Source organism: Pseudoclavibacter soli DSM 23366 (assembly GCF_000423505.1).
GTDB classification, from domain to species: Bacteria; Actinomycetota; Actinomycetes; order Actinomycetales; family Microbacteriaceae; genus Pseudoclavibacter_A; species Pseudoclavibacter_A soli.
Window position 1 is genome coordinate 70,093 of sequence record NZ_AUIC01000004.1, and the last position, 16,999, is coordinate 87,091.

At 65.6% G+C, this 16,999-nt stretch carries 18 protein-coding genes; 10 read left to right on the forward strand and 8 right to left on the reverse strand.

The genetic code is table 11. The features are described from left to right. Positions 1-25 precede the first annotated feature (25 nt). On the reverse strand, positions 26-1,291 hold the full coding sequence (locus G557_RS0103270) for a zinc ribbon domain-containing protein (protein ID WP_156877057.1): 1,266 nt from the start codon (positions 1,289-1,291) through the stop codon (positions 26-28). 205 nt (positions 1,292-1,496) lie between these two features. Between G557_RS0103270 and G557_RS0103280 the strand changes: the two genes are divergently transcribed. Beyond that, a complete protein-coding gene (locus tag G557_RS0103280) occupies positions 1,497-3,053 on the forward strand; it encodes a helix-turn-helix domain-containing protein (RefSeq protein WP_051224639.1) in 1,557 nt (518 codons plus the stop codon). A gap of 12 nt (positions 3,054-3,065) precedes the next feature. Here the strand turns inward: G557_RS0103280 and G557_RS0103285 are convergent, their stop codons facing one another. After that, positions 3,066-3,854, reverse strand: a complete 789-nt coding sequence (locus G557_RS0103285; protein ID WP_028244939.1) for a TSUP family transporter — start codon at positions 3,852-3,854, stop codon at positions 3,066-3,068. A gap of 57 nt (positions 3,855-3,911) precedes the next feature. On the opposite strand from G557_RS0103285, the gene G557_RS11385 reads away from it, so the two are divergent. Then, positions 3,912-4,604, forward strand: coding sequence for a DedA family protein (locus tag G557_RS11385; protein ID WP_051224397.1), 693 nt, complete (start codon positions 3,912-3,914; stop codon positions 4,602-4,604). A 4-nt stretch (positions 4,605-4,608) separates the two neighbouring features. Here G557_RS11385 and G557_RS13250 read toward each other — a convergent pair whose 3' ends face one another. Continuing rightward, complete coding sequence (locus G557_RS13250) at positions 4,609-5,229, reverse strand: M48 family metallopeptidase (RefSeq protein ID WP_051224400.1); 621 nt, start codon at positions 5,227-5,229, stop codon at positions 4,609-4,611. A 49-nt stretch (positions 5,230-5,278) separates the two neighbouring features. On the opposite strand from G557_RS13250, the gene G557_RS11395 reads away from it, so the two are divergent. Together G557_RS11395 and thiD are read left to right on the forward strand one after the other, a co-directional pair. Then, positions 5,279-6,508, forward strand: coding sequence for an MFS transporter (locus G557_RS11395; RefSeq protein WP_036961013.1), 1,230 nt, complete (start codon positions 5,279-5,281; stop codon positions 6,506-6,508). 9 nt (positions 6,509-6,517) lie between these two features. Next, the gene (gene thiD, locus G557_RS0103305) at positions 6,518-7,369 is read left to right on the forward strand and encodes a bifunctional hydroxymethylpyrimidine kinase/phosphomethylpyrimidine kinase (RefSeq protein WP_084626964.1); all 852 of its coding nucleotides are present in this window, start codon (positions 6,518-6,520) and stop codon (positions 7,367-7,369) included. Positions 7,370-7,475: 106 nt separating this feature from the next. Here thiD and moeB read toward each other — a convergent pair whose 3' ends face one another. From moeB to G557_RS11400, 4 genes are read right to left on the reverse strand one after another with little or no spacing between them, the layout of a single operon-like run. Next, a complete protein-coding gene (gene moeB / locus G557_RS0103310; protein WP_028244941.1) occupies positions 7,476-8,678 on the reverse strand; it encodes a molybdopterin-synthase adenylyltransferase MoeB in 1,203 nt (400 codons plus the stop codon). Continuing rightward, positions 8,675-9,463 carry a thiazole synthase gene (locus G557_RS0103315; RefSeq protein WP_036961019.1) on the reverse strand — a complete coding sequence of 263 codons (789 nt, stop codon included), beginning with the start codon at positions 9,461-9,463 and terminating at the stop codon, positions 8,675-8,677. Before G557_RS0103315 ends, moeB begins: the two co-directional genes overlap by 4 nt. Positions 9,464-9,465: 2 nt before the next feature. Beyond that, positions 9,466-9,702, reverse strand: coding sequence for a sulfur carrier protein ThiS (gene thiS, locus G557_RS0103320; RefSeq protein WP_028244943.1), 237 nt, complete (start codon positions 9,700-9,702; stop codon positions 9,466-9,468). After that, positions 9,699-11,036 carry an FAD-dependent oxidoreductase gene (locus tag G557_RS11400; RefSeq protein WP_036961023.1) on the reverse strand — a complete coding sequence of 446 codons (1,338 nt, stop codon included), beginning with the start codon at positions 11,034-11,036 and terminating at the stop codon, positions 9,699-9,701. Before G557_RS11400 ends, thiS begins: the two co-directional genes overlap by 4 nt. 152 nt (positions 11,037-11,188) lie before the next feature. On the opposite strand from G557_RS11400, the gene thiE reads away from it, so the two are divergent. The 4 genes from thiE to ybaK are packed head-to-tail and all read left to right on the forward strand — an operon-like array spanning position 11,189 to position 14,261. After that, on the forward strand, positions 11,189-11,869 hold the full coding sequence (gene thiE / locus G557_RS0103330; protein ID WP_028244944.1) for a thiamine phosphate synthase: 681 nt from the start codon (positions 11,189-11,191) through the stop codon (positions 11,867-11,869). Further along, positions 11,866-12,774, forward strand: coding sequence for a DMT family transporter (locus tag G557_RS11405; RefSeq protein WP_036961026.1), 909 nt, complete (start codon positions 11,866-11,868; stop codon positions 12,772-12,774). The genes thiE and G557_RS11405 overlap by 4 nt, the downstream gene beginning before the upstream one ends. A 59-nt stretch (positions 12,775-12,833) precedes the next feature. Then, positions 12,834-13,733, forward strand: coding sequence for a fructose bisphosphate aldolase (locus G557_RS0103340; RefSeq protein WP_028244945.1), 900 nt, complete (start codon positions 12,834-12,836; stop codon positions 13,731-13,733). Positions 13,734-13,736: 3 nt separating this feature from the next. Beyond that, positions 13,737-14,261 carry a Cys-tRNA(Pro) deacylase gene (gene ybaK, locus G557_RS0103345; RefSeq protein WP_028244946.1) on the forward strand — a complete coding sequence of 175 codons (525 nt, stop codon included), beginning with the start codon at positions 13,737-13,739 and terminating at the stop codon, positions 14,259-14,261. Positions 14,262-14,269: 8 nt separating this feature from the next. On the opposite strand, the gene G557_RS0103350 is transcribed toward ybaK, so the two are convergent. Then, positions 14,270-14,461, reverse strand: a complete 192-nt coding sequence (locus tag G557_RS0103350; RefSeq protein WP_028244947.1) for a hypothetical protein — start codon at positions 14,459-14,461, stop codon at positions 14,270-14,272. Positions 14,462-14,592: 131 nt separating this feature from the next. On the opposite strand from G557_RS0103350, the gene G557_RS11410 reads away from it, so the two are divergent. Continuing rightward, positions 14,593-15,423 (forward strand): alpha/beta fold hydrolase, encoded by an 831-nt coding sequence (locus tag G557_RS11410; RefSeq protein WP_245542760.1) that lies wholly within the window; start codon positions 14,593-14,595, stop codon positions 15,421-15,423. A gap of 9 nt (positions 15,424-15,432) precedes the next feature. Beyond that, positions 15,433-16,986: an AAA-type ATPase lid domain-containing protein gene (locus G557_RS0103360; RefSeq protein WP_028244948.1), complete on the forward strand. Its 1,554-nt coding sequence runs from the start codon at positions 15,433-15,435 to the stop codon at positions 16,984-16,986. Positions 16,987-16,999: the final 13 nt, after the last annotated feature.

The following is a 16,999-nucleotide window of genomic DNA, read 5'->3' on the forward strand; positions in this document are numbered from 1 at the left end:
ACAGTCTGGCTCTGCCCGCCCGACCTCAGAGGGTCGACGAGGCGGTGCGCTCCCAGGTCACCGACGGCTGACCGTCGTCGCCCACCGTGACTTTCCAGCCCACTCGGTCGACTGACTGGTTTCGCGTGGGTGTGCCGCTGTAACCAGAGTTAGCCCAACCACCCGACTCCACCACATAGCCACCGGCCACCGAGAAGTTGCTGGCGCCCTTCGTGGCCAAGTCATACTCGCTGATGGATGCGTCATACACCTCGAGCTTCTCTTCGACGGTGATGTGCACATTCACATAGTCGGTGTCTTGCAGCAGATCAGTCTCAAAGGGGCAGCTGGCCGCCGACCAGGTCGTCGCACATGCGTCAACGATGTCACGCGCTTTCTGCTGCACCGACTCATAGAACGAGTCGCTGAGCTTGGCGGTGGCCTCTGCAGGTGTGGCCGAGCTGTCGTCGGTGAACCCGACGGTCACCGAAGTGTCACTGGCCTCCCATGCGGCAGACAGCGGGGTGACCGTGGCCGCGTAGGTGCCGGGCAGCGCGGGCAGCGTGATCAGGCCCTGGGGCAGAGCCTCGCCAGAGGTGTCGGTCGCGCTGCTCGACCAGTACGAGTACGAGGAATACGACCCAGAGGTGTTGCTGCTGTTGTACTCAGATGCAGTTGAGTTGAACGTGCTGCTCGACGCACTGCTCGCTGCCTCGATGTCGAACGCCTGCCCTGCGATAGTCACGCTGCCGCCATGTGGCTCGGCCTGCACACGCAGATTCGCCAGACTCTGCGTCGAAAGTTTCCAGCGATCGAAGATGAGGTAGTCTCGCCCATCCTGTTCCACCGCAAAAGTCTGCTCTTTCTTGGTGCCGCCCACGGTGTAGCTCGCGACCACGCGCGTTCCGCTGTCATCGCGCTCGACTCGCACGATCTCGATGTCGCTGGGGCGATCCGTTGCCTGCTGGTATGCCTCGTCGCTCAGCAGAATGCGAGAGAAAGAGTCATCGTCCGGTAGCGCGATGTGCCCTTCAGCGATGGCATCAGAGGCACGACCGTCTTGCAGTGCGCCAAGGTATTGGCGCACTGTACCTTCGGGGCCGTAGTAATGCACATTGACGAACCAGAGTGCGAAGAACCCGCCGACGCCCAGCACGAGGACGATGCCGATGGTCCACAGCCAGCGCTTCAGCGCGCGCGAGTGCGAACGCTTTGGCGGCACTGGGGCGAAGGCATCCGGTGCATAGGGTGCGGCCTGCGCAGGCGCCGCTGGTGCTACAGGTGCTGGGGCGGTGACTCCCGCTGCAGGCACTCGCGGAGGCGGACCACCCGCACTACCGCCGGAAAAGCCAGAACCAATTCCACTCATGAGTCTCCCCCGTTCTCATCGGTGCCCCCTACAAAGTGCCACCCGCATCAGTCTAGACACCAGTCATCGCGAATTCGATGCCGACCCGTTTGCGAGGCGCGCATCCGACATCCCGACAATATCTCAGATATGAGATATGCTCGCGGACATGACGGATTCGATCACTCAAAGCGCACAGCCCTCTGGACTCGTCGAACAGATCGGTGCACTCATTCGCACTGCGCGTCAAGGCCGCGGCCTCACTCAGGCCGAACTCGCCGAACGTGCCGGCACCAGTCAATCTGCGATCAACCGCATTGAGCGCGGCAGCCAGAATATCGGCGTCGAACTGCTCGGTCGCATCAGCGACGCTCTGGGCGCCGAACTGCTCTCGGTGGGTGAGCGACCGCGCCACACTCATCTGCGCGTGCACGGCGGCAAGCCACTGCATGGCGCCATCGACGTGAAAACCAGCAAGAACGGTGCGGTTGCGCTGCTCTGTGCCGCGCTGATCAACCGTGGCACCACCAGGCTGCATCGCGTCGCTCGCATCGTCGAAGTCGATCGCATCATCGACGTGCTGCGCAGTCTCGGCGTGTCGGTCATTTGGGCCGATAACGGCGAAGACCTGGAGATTCGGGTGCCGCGCGACCTTGATCTCAGCCATATCGACGCTGAGGCCGGTCGACGCACTCGCAGCATCATCATGTTCTTGGGGCCTCTGCTGGGCTCGCATCAGAAGTTCGAGCTTCCCTACGCCGGCGGTTGCGACCTCGGTGAGCGCTCGGTCGAGCCACACCTGATCGCTCTGCACCACTTCGGTCTGCAGATTAAAGCCGAGGCGGGCTGGTACCACGCCACTGTGGCTCCTGACGCCCCCACCGACATTCGCATCGTGCTCACCGAGCGTGGCGACACCGTGACCGAAAACGCGATCATGGCCGCCGCAGTACACGAAGGCGTCACTGAGATTCGCAATGCGAGCCCCAACTATATGGTGCAAGACCTCTGCTTCTACCTCGAGCTGCTCGGGGTGAAGATCGAGGGCATTGGCACCACGACCCTGCGCATCACCGGTCGCACCGATATTGACGCCGATGTTGACTACTGGCCCAGCGAAGATCCCATCGAGGCAATGAGTCTGCTCACCGCAGGCATCGTTACCAACTCTGAGATCACCGTGCGACGAGTGCCCATCGAGTTCATGGAGATCGAGCTGGCGACTCTGCACGAAATGGGCCTGCAGTTCACCGTCACCCCCGAGTACCCGGCCGACAACGGGCGCACGCGACTGGTCGATGTCACGGTGCATCCTTCACAGCTGCGCGCACCGATCGACAAGATCCATTCAATGCCCTTCCCCGGTTTGAACATCGACAACCTGCCGTTCTTCACGGTCATCGCCGCATGTGCCACAGGGCATACCCTCATTCACGATTGGGTGTATGAGGGGCGCGCCATTCACCTCACCGATCTCACCCGCCTGGGAGCAGACGTGCGCCTGCGCGACCCCCACCGCCTCGACGTCACCGGCCCCACGCACTGGTCTGGGGCAGAGATCAGCTGCCCACCGGCACTGCGACCGGCCGTGGTGATCTTGATCGCGATGCTGGCAGCAAAGGGCGAGAGTGTGTTGCGCGACGTCGACATCATTGCGCGCGGCTACGAGCAGCTGCAGGAGCGCCTCGTGTCGCTGGGTGCCGACATCGAGACGTTCTACGACTGATTTCCCACCGAATCAGCCGGCGATCAAGCCCCAGCCCAAGCGCAGCAGCAGCGCACTGACCACCACGATCAGTGTGATGCGCACGAACTTGCTGCCCAGCCGCACCGCGAGACGCGCACCCAAGTACCCGCCGGTCATGTTCGCCGCGCCCAGCAGCAGGGCCACTCGCCAGTCGATCACGCCAAGAGGAACGAAAAAGGTCAGTGCACCGGCATTCGTGGCCACGTTCACCCACTTCGCGGCACCAGCGGCATGCAGATACTCAAAGTGCAGCGCCGCTACGAAGGCAATCACCAAGAACGACCCGGTGCCAGGCCCCAGCACGCCGTCGTAAAACCCGATCAGACCGCCCACGCACACCGCACGCACCACGGCACGCGTCGCTGTAGGCGCCGTCTGCTCATCGACCTCGATGCCGAACTGCGGCCGAGCCAGAGTGAACACCAGCACACCGGCGAGCACGATCACGATCACTGGGGTGAACACACTGGCTGGCAGATGCGAGGCGACCACTGCGCCTCCAAACGAAGCCACAAAGGCCGCGACGATCGCCGGCCAGATCTTGGCAAAGTTCGGTGGCACGCGGCGTGCATACGTGATGGCGCTGGTCACCGTGCCGAAGATCGACCCCACCTTGTTGGTACCTAAAGCCACCGCAGGCTGGATGCCCGGCACCAGTAACAGCGCAGGCAGCTGAATCAGCCCGCCCCCGCCGACGATCGCATCGACCAGACCTGCCAGAAGCGCAGCCAGAGCGAGAGCATAAGGGCCCCACGAAGGGAGCGCAGCGAGGAGATCCACGCGTGCAGCTTACAAGCCTCGCTACACTTGTGTCGGCGAGACGGCGAAAGGCCCGAGATGACGCATCTGTTCGACAGCGTGAACGCAGCACTGATCAGTGCTGCGGCTGAACCGTGGGTGCTCGTCGCCGTGTTCGCCTTCATCACCATCGATGGGTTCTTTCCTCCCGTGCCCAGCGAGTCGCTTGTGGTCGCGCTCGCCGCGCTCGCTGTTTCGACGGGCAGCCCCGACATCTGGCTTCTGGTACTCGTCTCCACCCTGGGCGCGGCATTGGGCGATAACATCGCGTTCTGGCTCGGCAGACGCATCGGTATCGATCAGCGGGCTTGGGCTGCCCGCCCACGAGTCGCCCGACTGATTCAGACTGCCCGGCGCACCTTGCAACGTCGACCCGCCGCGCTCATCGTGTCAGCTCGATACGTGCCGATCGGTCGTGTGGCAGTGAATATGACCGCCGGTGCCACGGCATTCCCATGGCGGCGCTTCCTGCCACTGTCACTGATCGGCGCAGGCACGTGGGCAGCTTATTCGGTGCTCATCGGTGCTTTCGCCGGCGCTTGGGTAAAACACTCTCCGCTGCTGGCGACCGTGGTGGCAATCACGGTGGCCGTGCTGGTGGGTGTGCTGCTCGACCATCTCAGCCGCCGCATCCGGCGCGCCCGCGTTGCCAAGCTTCGCGCCCATGTGCGCACGCTGCGCCGCGATGCCCAGACCGAGCCCGATCGAGAGCGCTCACTGCCTGAAGAGTGAGCGCTCAGGCTTCGAGCCCGCTGCGCGCATCGAGCATTTCGTGCGTGGCGTGGTTCAGCGCCCAGCGCCGCTGCCGCCAGTCGGGCAGTGCTTCGTCGAGGATGCTGCGAAAAGCCGGCCCATGACCCGCAACGCGTAAATGCGCCAGTTCGTGTACCACGACATACTCGATGAAGGGCTGGCGGAACCGGGCCAGCTCCAGGCTCAGCCAGATGCGACGCGCGCTCGGATTACAGCTGCCCCACCGCGTGGTCATGCGTCGGGTGCGCACTTCGGGGACGGGCACGCCCAACGCACTGATCCATGCGTCGAACATCGGTGCGGTGACCTCGAGCAGCCGCTCTTTGGCCACGCGCCGTTGATGTTCAGTCCATTGCAGCACCGGTATGTCGGCGGCGGCCACCGCAGAGATCTGCCGGGCGATCCACGGGCGCTGGGTCTGCACAAACACGATGATCTGGGCGTCTTTCGCCTGCATTGGCGCCGAGACGCGCACGGTGTGTTCCCACGCCTGCGCAGACAGCGCCGGGGTCTTCGCACCCAAGCGCAGGTACATGCGTCGAATGGGTTTGCGCGTCACCTCAACGGTGAGATCTCCGACGGTCAGGATGCTCTGTACAGCCACCCGAGCCCCTTCTGTCGTTGCCGGTTCTGCTGCTGAGTAGACTACCCGGGTGAATCCTCTGCGGCGTTTCTTCATACCGGTGTTTCTACCGGCCGTGGTCTTCGCCGCCGGCGAAGGTGCGCTCATTCCTGTGCTGCCCTCTCGAGCTATCGACCTCGGAGCATCCGTCGCCCTCGCGGGTCTCATTGCCGGCATGCTGATGTTCGGGCACATGCTCGGTGACCTGCCCAGCGGGTCGATCATCGCTCGGGTCGGCGAACAGCGCGGCATGATCATCGCCGCAGGTGTTGGTGCGTTCGGCGCAGTGGTGGCCATGCTGGCGCAGCACCTCGCCCTGTTGTTGGTGGGGGTTCTGCTCGTGGGTATGGCTGCGGCCATGTTCAACCTGGCCCGGCACGCACTGCTCACACAGTGGGTGCCGATCTCTCATCGAGCCAGAGCGATGTCGCTGTTGGGCGGCACTTCCCGGGCCGGCACTTTCATCGGCCCATTGGCTGCCGCACCACTCATCGCGATGTGGGGTTCTGCCGCTGCGTTCTGGGTCACCTTGGTCAGTGCAGGCTTCGTGGCCGTCTTTTTGCTCGTGACTCCCGACCCTGAAGTCGCCTTCGCCGAATCAGGTGCGTCGCGCCCCGTAGACACTCCCGCGGCATCGCAGCCGCCGGCGCACGCGCATGCCGGCCTCGCGGCAAGTCTGCGCGAGTACTTTCCGGTGCTGATCAGGCTCGGCGTCGCCGTCAGCACCGTGCAGCTGCTGCGAGCCAGCCGTCAGGTCATTCTGCCGCTCTGGGGCGCGCACATCTCATTAGACGTGACGACGATCTCGATCATCATGGGTATCGCCGGCGGGGTCGACATGCTGCTCTTCTATGCATCGGGGCAGATCATGGACCGATTTGGCCGCGTCTGGGTCGCCGTTCCCACGCTGGTCGGTCTCGGTCTGGCGCATTTTGTGCTGCCGGCCGCCGGCACTGAGGCCTGGTTCGTCGGTGCTGCACTGTTCATGTCACTGGCGAACAGTCTCGGCTCGGGCATCGTGATGACGCTGGGCGCCGACCTCGCGCCAGCCGACGATCCGGCACCGTTTTTGGGAGCCTGGCGATTGTTCGCCGACTCGGGGTCGGCACTGGCACCCCTGTTGCTGTCGGGCATAGCTGCACTGGCCGGGCTGACCTGCACCGCCTTCTTCTTCGGAGCCGCGGGGTTTATCGGTGCCGGGATGATGTGGCGCTACATTCCGCGGTATCTTCCCCCTGAGCTTTCGGGTCGTGCTCGGTAGACTGGTCGGGTGACCACCCAGACCGCAGTTCACGAACGCATCACTGACATTCCGCGCGTGCTGACCATCGCCGGCAGCGATTCCAGCGGCGGGGCCGGCATCGAGGCCGACCTCAAATCGATTGCCGCGCAGGGCGGCTACGGTATGGCCGCGATCACCGCGCTCACTGCTCAGAACACCCAAGGAGTGCGCTCCGTGCACATTCCCCCGGCGAGCTTTCTCACCGAACAGCTCGACGCCGTCTCAGACGATGTCGTGATCGACGCGGTCAAGATCGGCATGCTGGGCGACGCTGCGATCGTTGCTGCGGTGTCTGCCTGGCTCGACCGTGTGCAGCCGCCGCACGTCGTACTCGACCCGGTCATGGTCGCCACCAGCGGCGATCGCCTGCTCGATGCTGCGGCTGAGTCGAGTGTTCTGGCGCTCGCCCACCAAGCCCGGGTCATTACCCCGAACGTTCCCGAGTTGGGCGTGCTCGCGAATGCACCAGCCGCCCAAAGCTGGAACGAAGCCTTGGCGCAGGCCAACGCGGTCAGCGCATCCACCAACGCCGTCGTGCTGCTCAAAGGCGGTCACCTGCCCGATGAGATTGTGCGAGACGCGCTGGTCGACGCCTCGGGCACCCGGGTGCCCGGCGGAGTCTTCGAGGTGGACTCACCGCGTGTGCACACCAAGAACACGCACGGCACCGGCTGCACGCTCTCGTCGGCACTCGCCACCCGCCTCGGCGCCGGCGACGACCTGCCGCAGGCTCTCAGCACGGTCAAAGCTTGGCTCGCCCGAGCGCTGCAGAGTTCCGACCGCCTGCAGGTGGGTCACGGGCACGGCCCGGTCAACCACTTTGTCGATCTCTGGGGCTGAACAGCGCCCCGCAGAGTCTTGCCTTGCCAGGGTGCACGGTCGCTGGTCACCGCACGCCCTCTACTGACCAGCGAGCACACCCACTGACCAGCGAAGACACGCACCGTCAATAAACTGGCAACTCTGGTTCGATGTCACGCACCCAGGCCAGCACTCCCCCGCTCAGCTCACGCACGTCGGTGTGGCCCTGTGCGATGAGCGTGCGAAGCACTTGATGCGATCGAGCGCCCGACCGGCAGGTCAGGATGACCGACTCGCCCGGGTCGATTCGCACTCGGCCTTCGAGCAACTCGGCTTGCGGCACCAGCTCAGCGCCGTCGATATGCACGATGTCAAACTCCTCCGGCTCTCGCACGTCAATCAGCCGAAACGGTTTACCCCCAGCAGCACGCCTGGCCAGGAGCTCACGCAGTGCGATTGGGGTCACCTGCTGGCGCTGCAGTCGCTGCTCGGCCTCAGCCGTTTGAGCGGCCTCTGCCGCATCAGCCGCAGCGTCGACAGCGCACGCCAGCGCTTCGTCGACGACTGCGGTGACCGCAGGCCTGGCCGGGTCAGGCTCGACGCGCAGGGTGCGCCAGCGACCCGTGGCGGCGTCGACGGTCAGCAGCCGCCCGAGCAGCGACTCGCCCACACCGGTGATCAGCTTGATTGCCTCGGTGGCCATCACCGTACCCACCAGCCCCGGCAGCGTGCCCAACACCCCGCCCAGCGCACAGCTCGGCACCGCGCCCGCCTCGGGCGGCTCCGGATAGATATCGCGATAGGTCGGCCCGTGCCCGGCCCAGAACACGCTGACCTGCCCCTCGAAGCGCAGAATCGCACCCCAGACCACCGGGCGGCCAGCCAGCTCGGCCGCATCGCTGACCATGTAGCGTGTGGCGAAGTTGTCGGCGCCGTCAATCACCAGGTCGACGCCCTCAATCAGTTTGAGCGCGTTGTCAGCGCTGAGCCGCTCGGTGTGCTGCACCACCGTCACATTGGGGTTTATCTCAGTGATCGCCGCCGCGGCAGAGGCCGTTTTGGCCTGCCCGAGATCGGTCATTCCGTGAATCACCTGTCGTTGCAGGTTGGTCACATCAACCACGTCGTCGTCGATCACCTCGATGACGCCCACACCAGCAGCCGCCAGATACAGCAGCACCGGCGAGCCGAGCCCGCCCGCGCCGATCACCAGCACACGCGCCGACTTCAGGCGGCGCTGCGCCTGAGCACCCACACCGGGCAGAATGATCTGCCTCGCGTAACGGCCAAGCTCTTCGTCGGTGAGCGTGGCAGTCGGCTCGACCAGTGGTGGCAGCCCCGCCGTCACAGGTCGGGCCGTCCGTCGACCGGCGAAGAGGCAAGCGCATCGGCACGCTGCGGAATGCGGCCGCCGAGTGCTGCTAATCGCCCGGCCTCCACCGCATGCCGAAACGCGCGGGCCATCACGGCAGGATGCTCGGCTCGCGTCACCGCCGTCGCCAGCAGCACTGCATCACAGCCGAGTTCCATCGCCAGTGCCGCATCAGACGCCGTGCCGATGCCGGCGTCGAGTACCACCGGCACCTGCGCGGTGGCCGCAATCGCGGCGATGTTGTGTGGGTTCAGAATGCCGAGCCCGGTGCCGATCGGCGCCCCCAACGGCATGACTGCTGCAGCCCCAAGCTGTTCGAGCCGCCGCGCCACAATCGGGTCGTCGTTGGTATACACCAACACGTCGAAACCGCGCTCGACCAGCTGCTCGGTGGCATCGACGAGCTCGTGCGTCTCAGGCAGCAGCGTCTGGTCGTCGGCGATCACCTCGAGCTTGACCAAGTTGGTCTCGAGCGCCTCGCGAGCCAGTTCGGCGGTGAGCACCGCTTCGCGGGCCGTCAGGCAGCCAGCTGTGTTCGGCAGCACGTCGATGCCGTTACGCCGGATGATCTCGAACAGGCTGGGCCCGGTCGTCGGAGTGAACCGCCGCATGGCAACTGTGGTCAGCTGCGTGCCCGAGGCCACCAGCGCCTGTTCGAGCCCGTCGAGACTCGGTGCCCCTCCGGTGCCCATGATCAGCCGTGACTGGTAGCGATGCCCGGCGATCACCAGGTCATCGTCGACAATGTCGTGTGCGCTCATGGTCAGCCTCCCTGTTTCGCGGTCACGATTTCGATCTCACTGTCTTCGTTCACCGGGGTGGCCGCCCATCTGCTGCGCGGCACCACCGCGCCGTCGACCGCAAGCGCGATGCCGAGCCTCGCGCCGTCGATGCTGGCCCCGGCATCATCGAGGCGAACCTCGGCAGTCTGCTCGATGAGCTCGCGCAGCGTGGTCGCAGCGGTCTCGGCGGCATCGCCATTCAAGGTGATCTTGGTCATCGGTGCTCCTCTGTGTTCGGCTCGGGGGCAGAGCGTTCTCGGGCATCGATGGCCGAGAACCGCCACGGGTCAAACGCCTGCCACTGCGACGCCTCGACGCTGCCGTCGACCGTGTCGGCGACGACCACAGCGTTCTGTGCACTCAGCAGGATGCCGTGGCGATGGGTGCCCGTGTTTGCGATGAGCCCGGGGCACACCCGGCCAAGCAGTGGCGCGTTGTCTGGGGTGCCCGGGCGGGCGCGGGCGGTGACCTCGAGCAGCTGCAGCTCGGCGACGGCAGGCACCAGCTCCTGTGCATCGCGCAGCAGCTGCGTCACTCCCCCGACCGAGACTGCGTCGCTGCCGTCTTCTCGCTCTGTCGCCCCGAGTACAACAGTGCCGGTGGCTCGCGGCACCAGGTAGACACTGCGCCCGTGCACCAGCCCACGTATGGTCGTCGTCATCAGCGGGCGCAGATGCTCGGGTGCCCGGGTGCGCAGCACGTCGCCGTGCACCGGCCGGATGGGCCACACCAGCCCCAGCGGCAGCCCGCCCAGTCTCGGGCTGGCCAGCCCGTTCGCAATGACGACTTCATCGGCGAACACGTCGCCCGCAGCGGCACCTGACTCCGCAGTGAATGCCGCCGCCGCGGGATGGTCAGACGTCAGCACATCGGCATCGACCTCGGCTGGCGCAGCGGCGTTCGCGGCTGCATCAGGCAGGCGGTCATGTTCGTCGAACAGATGTGGGGTCTGCGGGCTGCGCGGCTGGTCGGTGACCGTGGTCACACCGATGACGCGGGCATCCTGCCAAATGAGCTGGTCGGCCCACGCCGACACAAACGTCACCGCGTCATGGCGCCCCAGCGCGTCGAAGTAGGCTCCCGCCAGCCGTCGGGGCGTGATCTGGTGGTCGTCGACGGCAAGAAACGCCCCGCTGACCCCCGGAGCCAGCAGCGGCTCTCGTTTGCGGGCCTCGCGCGTGGTCAGCGCCTGCACCTCAAGCCCCAGTTGCTGCTGCTGCGCCCGCAGCCTCGAGAGACGCTCGCGGTCGGCTGCATCTGCGGTCACCACCAGCGTCGGGGTGGTGCGCACTCCCGCATCGACGTCTGTGGCCTGCGCCAACTCGGCCACGATCTGCGGGTAGAGCTGTGCGGCGGGCACCGAGAGCTGCAGCAGTGACTCTTCTTCAAAGGCGTATTCGCTGACTGCGGCGAGCATGCCGGCAGCGGCATGTGTTGCTCCCGAGGCCGGTCTGGCGTCGATGATCGTGACGCGATGCCCGCGCTGCACCAGCCGCCACGCGGTGGCCAGCCCGACAATGCCTGCGCCGATGACGGCTACATGTCTGCTCACGGTATTGCTCGATTCTTCCTACGCCGGTGTCAGCCGGATCAGGTTCAACGGTCAGCACCACCGCCGGCAACCGGCTCGGTGCACTCTCAGTCGCCATATGGCGCGACTCCCGCGTACGACGTGGCCATTGTAGCCCTTATACACTTGGCCACATGACCCCAGAACCTCGCACCCTCGAATGGCGCCGCGATCAACTGCAGCGCGCTCAGCTCTACCTGTGCACCGATGCCCGCCTCGGCACCGGAGACTTCGTCGACTTCGTTGACGCGGCCTACCGCGGCGGCGTCGATATCATTCAGCTGCGCGACAAGCATCTCGACGCCGGTGACGAGCTGGAGTACTTCGATCTGCTCGCCGACGCCGCACACCGGCACGGTCGTCTGTTCGCGGCCAATGACCGTGCCGACGTGGCACTGCTGTCGGGTGCAGACGTGCTGCATCTCGGCCAGCGCGATCTGAGCGACGACGATGCCCGCCGCATCCTGCCTGACGACGTATTGCTGGGGCGTTCGACGCACAACCGCATTCAGGCTCAGTTCGCCTGGGGGTCTGCGGCTGACTACTTCTGTATTGGGCCGGTCTGGCCCACGCCGACCAAACCCGGCCGTGCGGCAACAGGTGTCGAGGCGGTCGCGCAGGTTGCCGCACTGCACCCCGACAAGCCCTGGTTCGCCATCGGCGGCATCAACGTACACACGGTGCGTGACGTGGTCGCCGCTGGCGCCAGTCGCATCGTGGTGGTGCGGGCAATCACTCAGGCCGAAGACCCTGAGGCTTCAGCTCGGGCGCTGCGGGCCCAGCTGCCGCAGCTGCCCTCCGCGCAACGCGCATGAGTTCTTCTGCTTCGTCGACCCGCCGCCTGGTGCTGGCGTCACTGCTGATGAGCGGTGCGGCCCTGTTCTGGGCGCTCAACTATCAAGTCGCCTCCATTGCGCTGGCCGAGATGACTCCGGTGTCGCTGACCTTCTGGCGCTGGCTGATCGCCTGTGGCCCGTTGTTCGTGCTCGCCTGGGTGATCGAACGACCAGATTGGCGCATTGTGGCTCGCCGGCTGCCGCAACTGGTGCTGCTGTCCGGGCTGGGTCTGCTCGGCTACAACTTGCTGCTCTACTGGGCACTGCACTTCACCACCCCGATTGGTGCCGTCGTGATCAACGCGGCCAACCCGGCCCTGATCGTGCTGCTGGCCGTCGTGCTCACTGGCCAGTCGGTGAGCCGGCGCGGTGTGCTCGGCATCGTGGTCAGCTTGGCCGGTGTGCTGTTAGTGCTTTCGCAGGGTTCGCCCATGACGCTCGTGCGCGACGGCGTCAACACCGGTCAGCTGTTCATGCTCGGCGCCATCACTGTCTGGAGTCTCTACACGATCTGGGGTCGAGTCGACGGCGTCGGACCCATCACCTCGACCGCGGTGCAGTCGGCGATCGCGGTTATCGCGCTCTCGCCCTGGGCCGTCAGCGGTCATGCACCGCTGCCGACGTCGCAGGCAGGCGTGCTCGGGCTGCTGCTGATCGCCGCACTGCCCAGCGTCGGCTCGTATGTGCTGTGGAACACCGCCACCAGCATGGTCTCGTCTGCAGCTGCCGCCGTGCACCTGAACCTCATCACCGTTTTTGTGGTGATCATCGGGGTGTTCCGGGGGCAGCCGCTGAGCCTGGCCGATCTGATCGGCGCAACGCTGATCATCGTGGGCGTGGTGATGACGAGCCTCGCCGCCGCACCGCCGAAGCATCTGCGATAATAGACGCGATCGGCGGCCCTCGACCGACGAAGCCAGACCTGACGAAGAAAGTGGTGACCATGTCATCGGTATTCGATGCCCAGCATGAACGTTTCTCGACCGGTGCGGGGTTCCTCGCCGCACTCGACCAGAGCGGCGGCAGCACACCGAAGGCACTGCGCCTCTACGGCGTCGAAGAGTCGGCCTACTCCAACGAGGCCGAGATGTTCGACCTCATCCACCAGATGCGCACCCGCATCATCACCAGCCCGGCGTTCACCGCTGAGCGCGTGCTCGGCGCCATCCTGTTCGAGCAGACCGTCGACCGCGAGGTCAAGGGCCTCCCCACTGCCAAGTACCTCTGGCACGAAGAGGGCATCGTGCCCTTTCTCAAGATCGACAAGGGCCTGGCCGAGGCCGCCGACGATGTGCAGGCGCTCAAGCCAATTCCCACGCTCGCGGCGCAGCTCGACAAGGCCAACGCCAACGACGTCTACGGCACCAAAGAGCGCTCGCTGATTCTGGCCGCAAACGAGTCGGGCATCACCCACGTCGTCGACCAGCAGTTCGAGCTCGCAGAACAGGTCATCGCAGCTGGCCTCGTGCCGATCGTCGAGCCCGAGGTCGACATCCACTCATCGTCCAAGGCCGAGGCCGAAGACATTCTGCGCACGCAGCTGCTCGCACACCTCGATGCCCTGAACGACGACCAGCAGGTCATCCTCAAGCTCACGCTGCCTTCCACCGATGGGTTCTACACGTCGCTGGTCGAGCATCCCCGTGTTGTGCGCGTCGTCGCTCTCTCGGGCGGCTACAGCCGCGAGCAGGCCAACGAGCTGCTGTCGCACAACCCCGGCATCATCGCCAGCTTCAGCCGCGCACTGACCGAAGGGCTCAGCGCCACCCAGACCGACGACGAGTTCAACGCCACCCTCGATGCCTCCATTGAGGGCATCTACCGCGCCTCGATCGCCGGTTGACCCATGGCCAAAGCACATCGCCGGGGCGCCGACACTGGGTCGGCCACCCCGGCGACTGTGCAACTCGACGCTGCCGGCGTGGCCTACCGCACCCGTGAATACGAGCACGCCGACGACGTGCACGACTTTGGCGACGAGGCGGCGGCCTTGCTCGACGTTGCTGCCGAACGCATCTTCAAAACGCTGATGGTCGAACTCGAGCCGGCACCGAGTCGCGGCCCCGCACTGGCGATCGGCATCGTGCCGGTGACCGGACGTCTCGATCTCAAAGCCCTTGCTCAGGCGGCGGGTGCCAAGCGTGCTCGCATGGCCGATCCGGCCACCGCCGAGCGCAAGAGCGGCTACGTGGTGGGCGGCATCAGCCCGTTCGGGCAGAAGACGCCGCTGCCGACCTATCTCGACTCTTCAGCCGAGCAGGCCGAGACGATCCTCGTCTCGGGCGGTCGCCGCGGGTTCGACATCGAACTTGCCCCCAACGACCTGATCAGCGTGCTGCAGGCGCATTACGCTGACATTGCGCGAGACTAGGCGACCGCTCAGCTCTCGCCTTCCTCGGCTCGCTCGGTTCGGTGTCTCGTGCCGAGACGGCCGTCAACCTGATCGGCGAACTCCGTTTCAGCGGCGGTAGCCGGTGATTCGTCTTGCCAGACCTGTTCGAGGTCAGCGCGCAGCGCGTCTTCGCTGCGGCCCGGCAGTCGAGGGTCTTGGGGTGTGTGCTGCGTGTTCATATCTCGAGCGTATCCACCCCGTTCGCACAGGCACAGTCTGCCAGGCGACCATATTCGATCGGCCCCACCACACGACGAGGGTGAGCTGGCCGCGTAACATGCTTGGGCATCCATTCGACAAAGGAGCATCAGTGTCAGCCGCCGCACGCCATGCCGTCAACGCCATCGATCAGGCACGCATCGCTTACCGTGTGTTCGAAACCGAGACCCCGTCATCTGCCGCCCCCTTGGTGCTGGTGCACGGCACTGCCCTCTCGCAGGCGATCTGGCGTGGCGCCGGATGGACCCGTGCGCTCAGCGCCGATCGCACGGTGATCACGCTCGATCTGCGCGGCCACGGCCGCAGCGATCGCCCGCATGCAGAGTCGGCTTACACAATGCCGCTGTTCGCCGCCGACGTGCTCGCGGTGCTCGACGCCTGCGAGGTGCCCCGCGCACATATCGCCGGATACTCCCTCGGCGGCCGAGTCGCCTTCCACCTGACGCAATCGGCCCCTGAGCGCATGGCATCACTGATCAGCGTCGCCGGCGCACCGAAGAACGTGCAGGGCGCGTTCGACCGGGTGTTCTTTCCCGGCGTGATCGATGCTCTCGGCACCGGTGACATCGAAGTCTTCCTAGCCCGCTGGCAGCTGCACACCGGCCACCCGGTAGCCGCGGTGACTGCCGATGCGTTTCGCGCCAACGACGCGCGTGCACTGGCTGCCTACATGCGCGCCGGAGACGTCGACGGCGGGGTGTCACTGCACGACTTAGCCCATTTCACGCAGCCAGCCCTGCTGCTGGTGGGCAGTCAAGACAGCGAAAGGATGCACGCGGCCGAACTCGCCGCCGCTCACCTGCCCGACGCGCGGCTGGTGGTCATCGACGACGCCACCCACAGCAGCGTCATCTGGCAGCCTGCCGCACGTGATGCCGTTCTCGGGTTTCTCACAGACATCGACCCGCCGCTGGCGCAATAGACTGTTCACGTGCCAGAGACGACGTTGTGCCACAGCACCGAACAGCAACAGTTGCTGCAGGCTCGTGAGCGCTATCTTGATCTCGGCAGTGTTGATCGTTCTTCGCTGACGGTCACCGTCGCCGAAGCGTGGCGCAGGTGTCTGCCCGCGCTGCCGGCGATCACCTCGGCCGACGCACCACCGCTCGATCTCACACCCACCGACGAGTTTCTCGCGTCGCTCGTGGCACCGGTGCTGCAGGCGCTGGCCGAGCGGCTGAACGGCTTGGGCGCCGGGTTGGTGGTGGCCACCGACGAAGGCGCCATCGTCAGTGTGCGCTTCGCCGACCACACCGCCCAGTCGGCACTCGAACGCATCGCGATGCTGCCCGGGCACAGCTATGCCGAGCGGCTCGTCGGCCCCAACGGCATCGGCACGGCCCTCGAACAGCTGCGACCGGCATTGCTCACCGGCGCCGAGCACCTCAATGATGCCTTCGCCGACTACACCTGCTTCGGCATGCCGCTACTGCACCCGTTCACCGGTCAGCTCATTGGCGCAGTCGAGGCCACGACACGGCAGCCGCTGCAGCGGGCGCAACTCGAGGTGCTGCAGCACACCGTGCTCACGGCGCAGCGGGCCATCGCCCAGGAGTTCGCCCAAGCTCGCCGCTCTGGCAGTCTGCGCGCCGGCAGTGCGCTGCCGATCAACCCGCCAACTCGCAGAGCGCACTTCGGCGCACAATATCGCAGCTTCGCTGATGTTCGCCTCGCTGAGGGTGCATCGCCGATGTGGCGTCAGACGCGCAACGATCTCAGCGGGGCACTGCTGCGTCACGAGTCGGTGCTCGCCATCGGCGAGACCGGCACCGGCAAGACCTCGGCGATCGACGAGATCTATCAGCAGACCTCTCCTTGGGGGCCGTCTGTGGTAATTGAGCCTGGCGATGTCGTGGGCAGGCTCAACCGGTCACGTCAGCTCGACCCCCTGCTCGACGACGACCCGGGCCTGCTGATCTTCCGCAACATCCATGCCCTGCCACAATCGGCCATCCGCCCGCTGTCAGAGTTTCTCGAGACCCGGGCGGCCCAAGTGCAGCTGGCTGCCACTTATAACCCGGCACACATGACCGACCGCACCCCGGCCGCGTGGCTGCTGCCGGCATTTCAGCACACGACGAACATTCCGCCGCTGCGCGCTCGTTCAGACGACATCCCCGGCATCGTGGAGCAGTTTCTCGAGGTGCTCGCTAACGGTCGGCAACCGCTGCGCTGCTCGGCAGAGGCCATGGATGTGCTCAGCGCCGGCAGTTGGCCGGGCAACTTGCGTCAGCTGCACGACGTGCTCGCCGAAATCGAGGCCAACCGCGGCACTCGCAGCATGATCACTCTCGCTGACATTCCGCAGCACGCCAATGCGTCGGCACTGCGCGAGCTCACCATGATGCAGCGCATCGAGAGCGACGCCATCATCAAAACCCTCTACGAACACGGCCGCAATAAGTCAGCAGCGGCACAGGCTCTGGGCATCTCGCGCTCATCGCTGTATCGCAAGATGAGCGCATACGGCATCACGCAGCTCTGAACAGCGTGCGCCA

Bases quoted from the DNA above. Each gene is read 5' to 3' on its own strand.
- G557_RS0103280 (WP_051224639.1), top strand. From the start codon at position 1,497: ATGACGGATTCGATCACTCAAAGCGCACAGCCCTCTGGACTCGTCGAA.
- G557_RS11385 (WP_051224397.1), top strand. From the start codon at position 3,912: ATGACGCATCTGTTCGACAGCGTGAACGCAGCACTGATCAGTGCTGCG.
- G557_RS0103315 (WP_036961019.1), bottom strand. From the start codon at position 9,463: ATGAGCGCACACGACATTGTCGACGATGACCTGGTGATCGCCGGGCAT.
- thiS (WP_028244943.1), bottom strand. From the start codon at position 9,702: ATGACCAAGATCACCTTGAATGGCGATGCCGCCGAGACCGCTGCGACC.
- thiE (WP_028244944.1), top strand. From the start codon at position 11,189: ATGACCCCAGAACCTCGCACCCTCGAATGGCGCCGCGATCAACTGCAG.
- G557_RS11405 (WP_036961026.1), top strand. From the start codon at position 11,866: ATGAGTTCTTCTGCTTCGTCGACCCGCCGCCTGGTGCTGGCGTCACTG.
- G557_RS0103340 (WP_028244945.1), top strand. From the start codon at position 12,834: ATGTCATCGGTATTCGATGCCCAGCATGAACGTTTCTCGACCGGTGCG.
- ybaK (WP_028244946.1), top strand. From the start codon at position 13,737: ATGGCCAAAGCACATCGCCGGGGCGCCGACACTGGGTCGGCCACCCCG.
- G557_RS0103350 (WP_028244947.1), bottom strand. From the start codon at position 14,461: ATGAACACGCAGCACACACCCCAAGACCCTCGACTGCCGGGCCGCAGC.